This is a genomic window from Enemella evansiae, assembly GCF_004362375.1.
GTDB lineage: Bacteria > Actinomycetota > Actinomycetes > Propionibacteriales > Propionibacteriaceae > Enemella > Enemella evansiae.
Window position 1 is genome coordinate 371,110 of record NZ_SNXA01000010.1, and the last position, 12,987, is coordinate 384,096.

The following is a 12,987-nucleotide window of genomic DNA, read 5'->3' on the forward strand; positions in this document are numbered from 1 at the left end:
CATCGAGTAGGTCGCGCAGCGACCGTGTCGAGATGAATCCCCGTTCATCGAGTCGGCGGATGCAGCCGATCCGAGCTGCCGTCGTCCCACGACGCGCAGGGGGCAGGTCTCCCGACCCGCCCTCCTTCGGAATCTGCGGCTCGATCCGCGATCAATGAACAAGACGGCCGATTCCTCGATCGAGCCGCAAATTCCGCAGGGCCCACCAGGACCGGCCCACCCTCCCCGGTCGGCCGTTCTCCACTCTGCGGCTCAACTTTCACTCTGCGGACCGCATACAGGCCGCGGAGTGAGAGTTGGTACGCGAAGTGGAGTCAGCCCTTGGCGCGCCGTTCGGCCGCCAACCGCTTGGCCCTGGCGATCGGGCTCTCGGCACCCGACTCGGTGGCCTCGGGCGGGGTGGGTGCCGCGGGCTCGGGGGTCGTCTGCTCGGGGGCCTCGTTCACCGGCGCAGACTCCTGCGTGGGCTCCGGCTTGGACGCGGGCTCCGAAGCCGGGTCCGTTGCCGGTCGTGCTGGTGCGGGCTTGGCGGTACCACCCTTGGCCTTCAGCTTGGCGCGCTCGATCGGGGAGAGCGGCTTCTCGCTTGCCTGTGCGGGCTTATCGGCCGGGGCTTCGTCTCGCTGCTTCGTGGCTTGCTCAGCCGCCGGTTCCGTGGCTTGCTTGGTTGCCGGGGTGGGGTCGGTGCTCGGTTCGGGACGTGCGGTTGGTGCGGGATTTCCCTTGCCTGCCTTGAGCTTAGCGCGTTCGAGTGGGCTGAGCTTCTGCTCGCCGGCTGGTACGGCCGGGGCTTCGTCTCGCTCCTTCGTCGCTCGCTCAGCCGCCGGTTCCGTCGCCTGCTCGGTTGCCGGGGTATTCGTGCCGCCCTTGGCTTTCAGCTTGGCGCGTTCGATCGGGGAGAGGGGCTTGTTGCTGGGCTGTGCGGGCTTTTCGGCCGGGGCTTCGTCTCGCTCCTTCGTCGCTCGCTCAGCCGCCGGTTCGGACTCGACCGCGGGTGCGGTTGCGCCACCCTTGGCCTTGAGTTTGGCGCGTTCGATCGGGGAGAGGGGCTTGTCGCTCGCGGGCTGAGGTTCGGCCGGGGCTTCGCCTCGCTCCTTCGTCGCTTGCTCAGCCGCCGGTTCCGTCGCCTGCTCGGTTGCCGGGGTGCTCGTGCCGCCCTTGGCTTTGAGCTTGGCGCGTTCGATGGGGCTCAGCTTGGCGGTGTCCGTCGTTGCTGGCTTGGCTTCGTCTCGCTCGTCCCTCGCTCGCTCAGCGACCGGTACCGGCTCGGGCTCGGCCGGGGCTTCGTCTCGCTCCTTCGTCGCTCGCTCAGCCGCCGGAGTGGGGTCCTTCGTCGCTCGCTCAGCCGCCGGTTCGAGGGCCGGCTGGCCGCGGCGTACCGACTCGAGCAGCAACTGCGCGACGTCCAGCACCTCGACGTTCTCGCCGCGGCCGTCCTGCTGCTCGGCGGTCAGTCCGTCGGAGATCATCACCCGGCAGAACGGGCAGGCGGTGGCGATCGCGGAGTTCTCGTCCTGGCCGAGTACGGTGAGCGCCTCGGAGGTCCGGTTCCGGTTGATCCGGGTACCGATCTTCTCCTCCATCCACATCCGCGCACCGCCCGCACCACAGCAGAACGACTTGTCGCCGTGCCGCGGCATCTCGGCGTACGCCGCCCCGGGGATCGCACCGAGCAGATCCCGCGGGGCCTCATAGATCTGGTTGTGCCGACCCAGGTAGCACGGGTCGTGGTAGGTGATGCTGCGTCCGGCGACCTCACCGGTCGGCGCCGCGACCGGGGTCAACCGGCCATCGCGCACCAACCGGTTCAGCAGCTGGGTGTGGTGCACCACCTCGAGCTCGACACCGACCTGCGGGTACTCGTTCTTCAACGTGTTCAGGCAGTGCGCGCAGGTGGTGATCACCTTGTGCGCCTTGGCCTCGGTCAGCGTGGCCGCGTTCTCGGCGGCGAGCTGCTGGAAGACGAACTCGTTGCCCGACCGCCGGGCCGGATCACCGGTGCAGGTCTCCCCGGTTCCCAGCACCGCAAAGGAAACCCCGGCGGTGTTCAGCAGCTCGGCGACCGCCTGGGTGGTCTTCTTCGCCCGGTCCTCGAAGGCGCCGGCACAACCGACCCAGAACAGATACTCGACACCGCTCAGATCCTCCACATCGGAGCCGACCACCGGCACCGGGAACGGCAGATCCTTGGTCCAGTCCAGCCGGCCCTTCTTGTTCAGGTTCCACGGATTGCCCTTGGATTCCAGGCCCTTGTAGAGCCCGTTCAACTCCTCCGGGAACTCCGACTTCACCAGCACCTCGAAGCGCCGCATGTCCATGATGTGATCGACATGCTCGATGTCCACCGGGCACTGCTGCACGCACGCCCCGCAGCTGGTGCAGGACCACAGCACGTCCGGATCGACCACACCGACCGCACCGTCCGGGCCGACCCGGATCGGGTCACCCTCGGCCTGCGCCACCGCATCCGCACCGACCCCGACCAGCGGCCGCTCGGCCTCCTGGCGGACCGCCTCGGGCAGCTCACCGCGGGCCGACTCGGCCGCCTGCAACCAGGGCGCCTTGGCGTACGCGTGCTCGCGCAGCCCCATCATCAGCAGCTTCGGCGAGAGCGGCTTCTCGGTGTTCCAGGCAGGGCACTGCGACTGGCAGCGGCCGCACTCGGTGCAGGAGGTGAAGTCCAGCAGACCCTTCCAGGCGAAGTCCTCGATCCGGCCCACCCCGAGCCGTTCCTGCTGCTCGTCGGTCAGCTCCTCGACATCCTCGAGTCCGCCGACCGGCTTGCCGTCGATGTTGATCGGCAGCATCGCGCCCAGCGCGGTCCCGCCGTCGCTCTTGCGCTTGAACCAGATGTTGGGCCAGGCGGAGAACCGGTGCCAGGCGACACCCATCGTGAGGTTCAGCCCGATCACGCAGAACCAGGCCATCGAGACGATGATCTTCAGCGCCGCGACCCAGACGATCGCTGTCTCCAGCGCCTCCACCGACATCCCGCTCGGTGCCATCCAGAAGGTCAGCGGGAAGTGGAACGGGGTCCCCTGGCTCGAACCGGTCGCGACCGCCAGGGCGTACTCCAGCGCCCGCAGTGCGAGGATGCAGACAGCGATCCCGAGGATGGTGAACTCGACGTAGATCGCTTGCCAGGAACGGGATCCGAAGAATCGGCCCTTGCCGTTGCCGACCAGCACGAAGCGGTTCACGATCAGATAACCGATGCAGGCCAGCATCAGCCAGGCGAGCCCCTCGGTGATCCACTCGTAGACGAACCAGTGCCCGACGATCGGCAGCGCGGACTCCGGCACGAAGATCTGGCCGTAGGCGGTGACCAGGGTGAAGAAGAGGTAGAGGAAGCCGATGAACACCACCCAGTGCGCGGCGCCGACCTTGCTCCACTGCAGCATCCGGGTGTGTCCGAAGGATTCGATCAGCAGGTGCTTCCAGCGATCGGCGGGGCGATCCGAGCGGCCCAGGGTCGGCTGCCCGAGTCGGACGACGCCGACGATGTGGGCGACGGCCCGGGCGAACAGGGCGACCCCGATGACCGAGATCAGCAGGGCCAGGACGACAGCCAGTGTTTTCACGCAGCGCTCCCGAGGTCTGGGTGGTATCGGTGCCAGCCTGCGGCACCTTCGCGTGGCCACATGTTACTTGGCAGTAGCTTGGGATGCCAGTGGTGACCTTCGGGTCAGCGTACGCCCTGAGCTGCGTCAGGCTCCGCCCGCGATGATGGCGTTGGTGGCGACGATCGACCGGTACGCCGCATCCGCGGCCCAGTTCTGCTGCCGCAGCTCGCTGGCCCGCTGCCGCACCGCGCGTTTCTGCTCCCGGGACAACCGCTCACCGAGGATGCCGGGAAGGCGCCCGAGTGCCGCCAGTGCGCCGATCAGGGCCGCGGTGTCGGTGTCGGGCTCCGCACCGTCGAGCAGCACCTGGCGCAGGGTGGTCAGCAGGTCCTGTTTCGCGGCCCGGTCACCGGCGGCACCGGCCGCGATCAGTCGCTCCCGCAGCGGCGTACGAACCTGACCCGCCAACCGACCGACCGCGCTCTGCATCCGCCGCTCGGCCCCGGCGAGCCGGGCCAGCGCGGCATCGAGCACCGCGTCGTCGGTGGGGGCGTCGTTCACCACCACGACCCGGTTCGGCCGATGGCTCCGCTCACCCTTCTCGGTCACCCGGATCCGGCCGCGGAAGGAGAGGTCCATCAGCAGGGCGCCGGCGAGCGCCCGATCGGCGAACTGGCCACGTACCCTCCCGGTCTCGGTATCGGTGAGCAGCAGCAGGAGTTTCTCGGCGACCAGCACGGGGTAGAGGCTAACTGGAGCCAGGTTCGCACCCGCCGGGGCAGCTTCCTGGAACCGACAGGCCCAGCGATTACGCTTGTCGGGTCCGTCCGTCCGCCAGCAGCAAGGATCGCCTTGATCGAGTTCAAGTCGGTGTCCAAGACCTATTCCGACGGCACCAAGGCCGTGGAGGACCTCAGCCTCGTCGTGCCCTCCGACGGCACCACGGTGATGGTCGGCCCCTCGGGTTGCGGCAAGACCACCCTGCTGCGGATGGTCAACCGGATGATCGAGCCGACCGCCGGCAGCGTGGAATGGGACGGTACGCCGATCAAGCGGCTGAAGAAGACGGTGCTGCGCCGGCAGATGGGTTATGTGATCCAGAACGGTGGCCTCTTCCCGCACCGCACCATCCTGGAGAACATCGGCACCGTGCCCGAACTGCTCGGCTGGGACGATCGGAAGACCCATGCCCGCGCGCAGGAGCTGCTGGAGCTGGTCGGCCTGGAACCGCAGCTCGGCCGTCGCTTCCCCGCCCAGCTCTCCGGTGGCCAGCAACAGCGCGTCGGGGTGGCCCGGGCACTCGCCGCGGATCCCGATCTGCTGCTGATGGACGAGCCGTTCTCCGCGGTCGACCCGGTGGTCCGCGCCGATCTGCAGGAGCTGGTGAAGCGGCTGCAGACCGATCTGAAGAAGACCATCCTGATGATCACCCACGACATGGACGAGGCGATCACGATGGGCAACCAGGTCGCGGTGCTGCAGAAGGGCGGCCATCTGGCCCAGTTCGACACCCCCGAGGAGATTCTCGACAACCCGGCCAGTGAGTTCGTTGCCGACTTCGTCGGGCGCGACCGCGGTTACCGCTCGCTCACCTTCGCGGGTGCACCGGAGCTGAAGCTGGAGCGGGTGCGCACCGTCCGCAACGCCGCCTTCGAGCGCGGGGAGGGCCCCAGCGACGAACCGGTGCTGGTCGTCGACGGGGAGGGCCGCCCGCAGGGCTGGGCCGATCCGCAGCGCCCGGGCCGGTTGCTCGGTCTGGGCAGCACCTTCACCAACCCGGGGGCGCCGCTGCGGGAGGTCGTCGAGGCCGCGCTCACCTCGCCGACCGGGCTCGCGGTCGCCGTCGGCGCCGATGGTCGCTACGCCGGGGTGATCTCCGACGATGCGGTGATGCAGCACGTCCGCGCCTACCGGGCCGGGGTCGCCGAGAGCCAGGTGACCCGCCAGATCCGGTCCGAGGAGGATGCCGAGGCCGCTCGTATCGAGGCCGAGCGGCAGGCCGCCGAGCAGGCCGCGGACCAGGAGCGCCAGCGCGCCGAGGCCGAGGCGCTGGCCGAGCAGAAGCGTTCCGCGAAGGGCCGCCGCAAGCGCCGCGGCGGTGCCACCGCCGTCAAGCCCGCTGACGCGCCCGCGAGCGAGCAGCCGGCCGACGTGGAACCGGAGGGCGAGAAGCCGTGATCAACTGGACCTGGCTGCAGGCCAATGCGGCCGACATCGCCGCGCGGACCGGCCAGCACGTGGTGCTCTCGGTGCTGCCGGTGCTGATCGGTCTGGTCGTCGCGCTGCCGGTCGGCTACCTGGTCCGGCGTACCGGCCGCGCCGCCGGCGCCTGGCTGGCGGTCCTCGGCCTGCTCTATGCGATCCCCTCGATCGCCATGTTCGTGGTGATGCCGCTGATCCTCGGCACCCAGATCCTCGACCCGGTCAATGTGGTGGTGGCGCTCGCGGTGTACGCCTTCGCGCTGCTGGTCCGCAACGTCGCCGATGGGTTCGCGGCGGTGGACGACACGGTCCGCCAGTCGGCGGTGGCGATGGGTTATGGCCCGGTACGCCGAGTGCTCGGCGTCGAGCTGCCGTTGGCGATGCCGGTGATCATCTCCGGCCTGCGGGTCGCCACCGTCTCCACCATCTCCCTGGTCTCGGTCGGCGCGGTGATCGGCATGGGAGCACTGGGGCAGTACTTCACCCAGGGCTTCGATCAGGGCTTCGCCACTCCGATCATCGTCGCCATGGTGCTGATCCTGCTGCTCGCCCTGATCGCCGACTCGCTGATCCTGCTCGCCCAGCGAATCTTCCTGCCCTGGTTCGGATTGGGGTCGCGATGAACCTCCTCGGTTTCCTCTTCGACCCGGCCAACTGGTCCGGCGGCGACGGTATCGGCCAGCGCCTGCTGGAGCACCTCTTCTATTCCGGGGTCTCGCTGCTCGCGGCCATGGTGGTGGCGATCCCGCTGGGCATCCTGATCGGCCACACCCGCCGCGGCAACGTCCTGGTCGCCGGGATCAGCAACGCGGCGCGGGCCATCCCCACCCTCGGTCTGCTGGTGCTCGCGGTCACGCTGATGAGCACCGGCGCGCTGCCGGTGGTGCTCTGCCTGGCCGTGCTCGCCGTGCCGCCGATCCTGAACGGCACCGTCTCCGGATTCTTCAACGCGGACTCCGATGCCGTGCTCGCCGCCGCCGCGATGGGGATGACCGACGGCCAGGTGATCCGCCGTGTCGAGCTGCCGCTCGCGCTGCCGCTGATCGTCTCCGGTGTCCGCTCCGCCTCGCTGCAGGTGATCGCCAGCGCCACCGTCGCCGCGATGGCCGCCGCGGGTGGTCTGGGTCGGTTGGTGCTCGACGGGCAGAAGCGGATCGGCGGTTATCCGGAGGTGTTCGCCGGGGCGGTGCTGGTGATGGCGCTGGCGATCGTCCTGGACATCGTCCTGGGCGTGGCCGCCGCCGTCCTGCGTCGTCGCGCCAACCCGGTCCATCGCGACACCGACACCGATACCGACCCCAATCTGACCGCCGAGCCTGCCCGGGAATCCAACCCGGATGGGAAAATTGAGCCCGCTGAAGCGAAAGGCTGACCCATGAAACGTCGCAACTTCCTCGCCCTGACCGCCCTGGTTCCGCTGGCGGGCTGTGGGGTCGGCAATGATCCACTCGCCAACTCCAGCGCCTCACCCGGTGCCTCCGGCCCGCCGGCCGCCGGCACCATCGCCGTCGGCTCGGCCAACTTCACCGAGTCGATGGTGCTCGCCGAGCTGTACGCCCAGGCGATGGCCGCGAAGGGCGTACAGGCCACCACCAAGCAGGGCATCGGCAGCCGCGAGGTCTACATCAAGGCACTCCAGGACGGCTCGGTGCAGATGGTGCCCGAATACGGCGGCAACCTGCTGCAATACCTGGACCAGAACAATCCGGCGACCAAGCCCGCGGAGATCGAGCAGGCACTGGGGACCGTGGTCGCCGGCCAGGGGCTCGCGGTGCTGAAGGCCTCCCAGGCCGCCGACCAGGACGTCTACTGCGTGACCTCGCAATACGCCCAGCAGAACGGATTGCAGAGCCTGTCGGATCTGAAGAAGATCGCCGCCAATGCCGCCCTGGGCGGCCCGGCCGAGCTCAAGGATCGCCCCTACGGTCCGCCCGGGTTGGAGGCGATCTATGGCGCCAAGTTCAAGGAGTTCCGCACCTACGACGCCCAGGCGGTGAAGGTGAAGGATCTGCTCGACAACAAGGTCCAGGTGGCCACCTTCTTCACCACCGACGCCGCGATCAGCGACAACAACCTGGTCATGCTCAGCGATCCCCAGCAGATGATCCTGCCGCAGCAGGTGATCCCGCTGGTCCGCGCCGAGGTGAAGAACAACGCTGCGGCCGTCCAAGCCGTCGACGCCGTCCAGGCGGCGCTCACCACCGAGGACCTGACCGCGCTGAACAAGCAGGTGGATGCCGATCACCTGGATCCCAAGAAGGTCGCCGGCGACTGGTTGAAGTCCAAGAACCTGGCCTGACCCACTCGTTGGCCCGAGAAATGGCCTGACGCCCGGGGGCGGCCGGGCGTCAGGCGGTTCTGGTTCGGGGTGGGTTCGGTGGGTCAGACTCCGGTGCTGGCGAGTCCGCCGGTCGTCTCGGGATAGCCGCCGGTGGGATAGCCACCGCTGCTCTTGCTGTCCGCCACCGGTGCCGGTGCGGGCACGTCGGGCGGCAACTCCTTCTCCGGATCGGCCGGCTGCTCCGGGTTCACCGGTTCGGTCGGATCACTCGGCTCGGTGGGTTCGGTGGGCACCGGTTCCGAGGTGGGGTCGGTGGTGGGCTCCGGCCCCGTCGTCGGCTCGCTGGTCGGTTCGCTCGTCGGCTGAGTGGTCGGCTCCGGGCTCGACGTGACCGGCGGGGTCGCCTTCGGGGTCGCGGTGGCCTTCGGCGTGGGCTTCGGGCTGGCGGTCTGCTTCGGCGTCGCGGTCTGCTTGGGCGTCGGCTTGCCGGTCGGCTTGTCCGTCGGCGACCTGGTGGCCGTCGGCTTCGGCGAAGCGGTCTGCTTCGGGGTCGGCTTGGCGGTCGGCTTGCCGGTCGGCTTGCCGGTCGGGGACTTCGTCGCGGTCGGCTTGGCCGTCGGCTTCTTGGTGGGTGACTTGGTCCCCGTCGGCTTCTTCGTCGGCGATGTCGTGGTCGTCACCTTGTCGTACTGGTACAGGTTGTACTGGTCCATCAGCTTGGTGATGGCGTTGGTGTAGTTCGGGTCGGTCGCGTACCCGGCCTTGTGCACCTCGCGGATGAACTGCTTCGGCTGCTTGGTGTACTTGAACGCCGCGGCGTACCGGTCCTTGCTCTTCAGGAAGAGCCCGTGATCGAGGAAGCTGTTCTCCGGCTTCGGATACCTGCGGAACTTGGCGTCGATGACGATCTTCTTGCCGTTCACGACTTCCCAGGTCTGCTTGGTGACGCAGCCGTTGCTGTACTGGCTCTGCGAGCTGCACTTGATGCCGAAGTAGGCGTTGCCCTCCAGTGAGAGCGAGGACTTGCCCCAGGAGCTCTCCTGGATCGACTGGGCGATCGCGACCGAGGCCGGCACACCATATTTCTTCATGCTCGCCTGGGCCAGCGGCGCGACCGACTTGAGGTAGGCCTGCTTGCTCGAGGTGTCGACCCCCTTGGCGGCCATCGCCCACGGCGCCAGCAGCAGTGACGAGGCGACGGTCAGGACGGTGATCGCGATCGCCAGCACGCGACGGTCGATGCGCTGCGGTTTCATGGTGGGCTCCTCGGCTGGGTACGTCCTCACGCTAGGTCCGGAGGCCGGCCGCGGTCTCGTCCGCGGCGGTGGAAGGTTCCTTTCCCTGACGGCCGGGAAGGGGCTTCGGGGCCTGGTGCGCAGGTTGACCAGCGATTTTTGGGATCTGCGTGCAATTGGTGGTCGATCTGACCAGCTCGCCGGGCAACACTTGGCCCCGGGTGGGACTTCTGTTGCACTTGTGGTCCACGTCACCGTCGATGGAGGGATCATGTTCACCGAAGGTCAGCTGTACTCCCCGGTCTCCGCGGACGCGGACGGGTCGGTCCAGGTGCACCTGGGCGAGAACCATCCGGGGTTCAAGGACGAGGCCTACCGCGCCCGCCGCAACGAGATCGCCGCCGCCGCGGTCTCCTGGTCACCCGGGCAACCCATCCCGCAGATCGCGTACACCGACCAGGAGAACGAGGTCTGGCGGATCGTCAGTCGCGAACTCGCCCCCAAGCACGAGCGCCACGCGCACAGCGAGTACCTGGCCGCCAAGGCGGCCCTCAAGCTGCCCACCGATCGGGTGCCGCAGCTCGATGAGGTGAGCGCGCTGATCGAACCGCTCACCGGATGGAGCTACATCGCCGCCCCCGGGCTGGTCGAACTGCGCCAGTTCTATGGCGCGCTGGGGCGCCGGGTTTTCCATTCCACGCAGTATCTGCGTCATCCCTCCGAGCCGCTCTACACCCCTGAGCCGGACATCATCCACGAGGTGATCGGGCACGGCAACCAGCTCGCCAGTCCCCGCTTCGCGCGGCTCACCGAGGCCGCCGGGCAGGCCTCGATGCGGTTGGAGAGCGAGGAGGGGATGCAGTTCCTGGCGGATGTGTTCTGGTTCTCGATGGAGTTCGGGGTGATGTGGGAGGACGGTGACCTGAAGGCGTACGGCGCCGGAATCCTTTCCAGCTATGGGGAAATGGACGAATACGCCCAGATGGAGATCCGCCCGCTCGACCTGCCGCAGATGGGCTCGATCAACTACGACATCACCGCCTATCAGCCGGTGCTGTTCGCCGCCCAGAACCTCGATGAGCTGGAGGAGGTCGTCGGCGTCTTCTTCGACACCTGCACCGACGACTCGATCGCCGCGCTCCGCGGGGTGGGCACCCCCGCCTGAGTCACCCGGCGTCGTCAGTCGGTGGCGCCCTCGAGCACCTTCGCCGTCCCGGACAGGCCGAGCCGGGAGGCACCCGCCTCGATCATCGCGATCGCGGTGGCGTGATCGCGGATGCCGCCGGAGGCCTTCACCCCGAGCCGATCGCCGACGGTCTCGCGCATCAGGCGTACCGCCTCGACCGACGCCCCGCCGGCCGGATGGAAACCGGTCGAGGTCTTCACGAAGTCGGCCATCGCCGCCTCGGCGGCGCGGCAGGCGGCGACGATCTCGTCGTCGGTGAGCGCCGCGGCCTCGATGATCACCTTGAGGATCGCCGAGGGGATGGCCTCGCGGACCGCGCGGATATCGGCGGTGACGGCGTCGGTGTTGCCGGACTTCAGCGCGCCGATGTCCATGACCATGTCCACCTCGTCGGCGCCGTGCTCGACGGCTTTGGCCGCCTCGGCAGCCTTGATCTCGGACTCGTGCTTGCCGGAGGGGAAGCCGCAGACCGTGGCCAGCTTGACCTCGCCGAGCTCCAGCTCACCCCCCAGCACCGCCGGGTTCAGCATGTTCGGCGAGATGCAGATCGAGTACGCCCCCAGCTCGCGCGCCTCGGCGGCCAGGGCCTGCACATCGGCGGGGGTGGCCTCCGGCTTGAGCAGGGTGTGGTCGACGTACTGGGCGAGCTCCGCGCGGGACAAGGTGGTCATGGTGACTCAGCCTAGCCGGGTGCTCAGGTGGGCTGTTGCAGCCCGCGCAGCGCGTCCCAGGCGCCGCCGAAGTCCTGGCTCCAGTCGCGTTTCCCGAGGGTGATCGGGGTGCCGTCGACGGTGAACCGCACCGAACGGTACGGGCCGCGGCCCACCTTCAGGTCGGTCAGCCGATCGAAGGGGACGAACTGGCCGCCGAGGCTGCGCAGCAGCACCTCTCGGGGCCGGCCGGCCAGCTGCTGCAACCGCTGCTCGTGGTAGGCCTTGCCGCGGGCGGCCCCCATCCGGTCGGCCATCGGCAGATCGAGGGGCAGCACGGCGATCCCGGAGGGATAGAGCAGCAGGTCGAAGAACTGGCCGCCTTGGCCGCGCAGGCACATCGCCGCCGCGGTCGGCGCCTCCTGGGCCGTCGGCTCCGCCGAAACCAGATCCTGATCGAGCGGTGCCCCCGGCAGCAGCTGGCCCGGTGGTGGCCCGTTCGGGTCGATCAGCGCGCTGGTCAGCGCGTCGAGGTCGATCGGGCTGCCGTCGGGAGCGAACCACTGCACCTCGGTCCGCCAGTCGGTGCGGGTGTGTACGCCGGGGGTGCCGGCGAGTGCGCCGAGGGTCAGCCCCTGGGTGAGGTGGTGCAGCCCGGTCGCACCGTCCTGGTCGGGGGAGCTGACCAGCGGGTGGAGAGCGTCGGGCCGATTGCGGACCAGCGCGAAGTAGTCGGCCAGCCGGGGCCGGGCGATCATGTTCTCGCTGCGCAACTCGCCGAGGAGGTGCCCGGTACGCTCCCGCTGCGCGACCTGTTGGGCACGGGCCTGCACCTCGGGCCAACCGGTCAACGGCAGGTCCTGGGTGAGCAGTTCGCCCTCCAACGCATCCAGGGATTCACGGCCGACGAGCAACACCGCGGGGCGGGTGTCCGGGGGTGTGGTGCCCGGCTCCGTCGGCTGGTCGCGGAAGTTCTGGATCCGCTGCGCGGTCGGCGGGTGGGAATCGTCCCAGGCGGGTCGCTGGGTGGCGATCGCCTCATCGGCGGCGCGCTGGATCGGTTCGGCGTTCTGCTGCAGGACACCGTGCAGCGCCTCGCCGATCGAGGCGCGGGCGCCGGCGAGCGGGAACATCGGCAGGTACTCCTCCTCCACCAGGTCCCAGGCCAGCGCGACCTGGTAGAGCCGCCGGAACGATTCGGCCGCGGTCTGCGGGTCGGTGGCGCGCACCGACAGCCGGTCCGCGGCATACTCGGCGTTGCGTCGGCTGGCGGAGCTGACCCACAGATAGAGCCGGTAGTAGAGCCGGTAGAACCAGCCGAGCAGCAGGCCCGCATGATCGCGTGCCGTCCGCAGAAAAACCTGCAGGCGCAGGGTTCTCGAGCTCGCCGCGGTGTCCCCGCCGGCGAAGTGGCCGAGCTCGTGCGCGAGCACCGAGCGCAGTTCCGCGACGGTGAAGGTGGCCAGCAGCGGCAACCCGATCACCATCGAACGGCCCTTCTTCGTCTGATAGACCGCCGCATTCACCTCCGGGCTCAGCTCGATGCGATCCGGCGGGGCGGTCTGGGCCAGCGCGGCGAGCTCGTCGACCTGGGCCCACAGCGCCGGGTGCTGGGCCCTGGTGAGCTCCGGCAGCGGCGGTGGCTCGGGACGGCGGCGCAGCACCTCACCGACGGCGACGACGACGCCGAGCAGCACCGGGACCAGGATCAGCTTGGCGGCGAACGGGGTCGAGCCCGTCCGGCCGGCGACGGTGACCGTCAGTGCGATCACACCGACCAGCGCGGCGACCACCACCAGGGGGAACAGAACGAGCAGCAACAGACTGAGGAGCGCGCGAACCGACTTCATCGGGTCCTCTCGAATCGGGG

At 69.1% G+C, this 12,987-nt stretch carries 10 protein-coding genes; 5 read left to right on the forward strand and 5 right to left on the reverse strand.

The window, feature by feature from the left end; genetic code table 11:
- Positions 1-314: 314 nt before the first annotated feature.
- Both C8D81_RS13115 and C8D81_RS20985 read right to left on the reverse strand, forming a co-directional pair.
- Positions 315-3,581, reverse strand: a complete 3,267-nt coding sequence (locus tag C8D81_RS13115; RefSeq protein WP_133626198.1) for a (Fe-S)-binding protein — start codon at positions 3,579-3,581, stop codon at positions 315-317.
- A gap of 126 nt (positions 3,582-3,707) precedes the next feature.
- Complete coding sequence (locus C8D81_RS20985; protein ID WP_166646808.1) at positions 3,708-4,301, reverse strand: GOLPH3/VPS74 family protein; 594 nt, start codon at positions 4,299-4,301, stop codon at positions 3,708-3,710.
- A gap of 114 nt (positions 4,302-4,415) precedes the next feature.
- Between C8D81_RS20985 and C8D81_RS13125 the strand changes: the two genes are divergently transcribed.
- Genes C8D81_RS13125 through C8D81_RS13140 form a run of 4 tightly spaced genes read left to right on the forward strand, consistent with a single transcriptional unit; the run spans position 4,416 to position 8,064 of the window.
- Positions 4,416-5,741, forward strand: coding sequence for an ABC transporter ATP-binding protein (locus C8D81_RS13125; RefSeq protein WP_094430624.1), 1,326 nt, complete (start codon positions 4,416-4,418; stop codon positions 5,739-5,741).
- Positions 5,738-6,388: an ABC transporter permease gene (locus C8D81_RS13130; protein ID WP_094356621.1), complete on the forward strand. Its 651-nt coding sequence runs from the start codon at positions 5,738-5,740 to the stop codon at positions 6,386-6,388. The genes C8D81_RS13125 and C8D81_RS13130 overlap by 4 nt, the downstream gene beginning before the upstream one ends.
- Positions 6,385-7,137 carry an ABC transporter permease gene (locus C8D81_RS13135; protein ID WP_094402579.1) on the forward strand — a complete coding sequence of 251 codons (753 nt, stop codon included), beginning with the start codon at positions 6,385-6,387 and terminating at the stop codon, positions 7,135-7,137. The genes C8D81_RS13130 and C8D81_RS13135 overlap by 4 nt, the downstream gene beginning before the upstream one ends.
- Before the next feature lie 3 nt (positions 7,138-7,140).
- On the forward strand, positions 7,141-8,064 hold the full coding sequence (locus C8D81_RS13140; protein ID WP_094356619.1) for an ABC transporter substrate-binding protein: 924 nt from the start codon (positions 7,141-7,143) through the stop codon (positions 8,062-8,064).
- Positions 8,065-8,147: 83 nt separating this feature from the next.
- Here the strand turns inward: C8D81_RS13140 and C8D81_RS13145 are convergent, their stop codons facing one another.
- Positions 8,148-9,302 (reverse strand): glucosaminidase domain-containing protein, encoded by a 1,155-nt coding sequence (locus C8D81_RS13145; RefSeq protein WP_166646809.1) that lies wholly within the window; start codon positions 9,300-9,302, stop codon positions 8,148-8,150.
- Positions 9,303-9,552: 250 nt separating this feature from the next.
- Here C8D81_RS13145 and C8D81_RS13150 point away from each other — a divergent pair, with 250 nt between their 5' ends.
- Positions 9,553-10,446: a phenylalanine 4-monooxygenase gene (locus C8D81_RS13150; RefSeq protein WP_094356617.1), complete on the forward strand. Its 894-nt coding sequence runs from the start codon at positions 9,553-9,555 to the stop codon at positions 10,444-10,446.
- 14 nt (positions 10,447-10,460) lie between these two features.
- Here C8D81_RS13150 and deoC read toward each other — a convergent pair whose 3' ends face one another.
- Both deoC and C8D81_RS13160 read right to left on the reverse strand, forming a co-directional pair.
- The gene (gene deoC, locus C8D81_RS13155; RefSeq protein WP_094430618.1) at positions 10,461-11,138 is read right to left on the reverse strand and encodes a deoxyribose-phosphate aldolase; all 678 of its coding nucleotides are present in this window, start codon (positions 11,136-11,138) and stop codon (positions 10,461-10,463) included.
- A 23-nt stretch (positions 11,139-11,161) separates the two neighbouring features.
- The gene (locus C8D81_RS13160; protein WP_094430616.1) at positions 11,162-12,967 is read right to left on the reverse strand and encodes a M48 family metallopeptidase; all 1,806 of its coding nucleotides are present in this window, start codon (positions 12,965-12,967) and stop codon (positions 11,162-11,164) included.
- Between the last annotated feature and the right edge of the window lie 20 nt (positions 12,968-12,987).

What these genes read in the sequence shown, in the direction of transcription:
- C8D81_RS13135 (WP_094402579.1), top strand. Translation starts at nt 6,385, where the DNA reads ATGAACCTCCTCGGTTTCCTCTTCGACCCGGCCAACTGGTCCGGCGGC.
- C8D81_RS13140 (WP_094356619.1), top strand. Translation starts at nt 7,141, where the DNA reads ATGAAACGTCGCAACTTCCTCGCCCTGACCGCCCTGGTTCCGCTGGCG.
- C8D81_RS13145 (WP_166646809.1), bottom strand. Translation starts at nt 9,302, where the DNA reads ATGAAACCGCAGCGCATCGACCGTCGCGTGCTGGCGATCGCGATCACC.
- C8D81_RS13150 (WP_094356617.1), top strand. Translation starts at nt 9,553, where the DNA reads ATGTTCACCGAAGGTCAGCTGTACTCCCCGGTCTCCGCGGACGCGGAC.
- deoC (WP_094430618.1), bottom strand. Translation starts at nt 11,138, where the DNA reads ATGACCACCTTGTCCCGCGCGGAGCTCGCCCAGTACGTCGACCACACC.
- C8D81_RS13160 (WP_094430616.1), bottom strand. Translation starts at nt 12,967, where the DNA reads ATGAAGTCGGTTCGCGCGCTCCTCAGTCTGTTGCTGCTCGTTCTGTTC.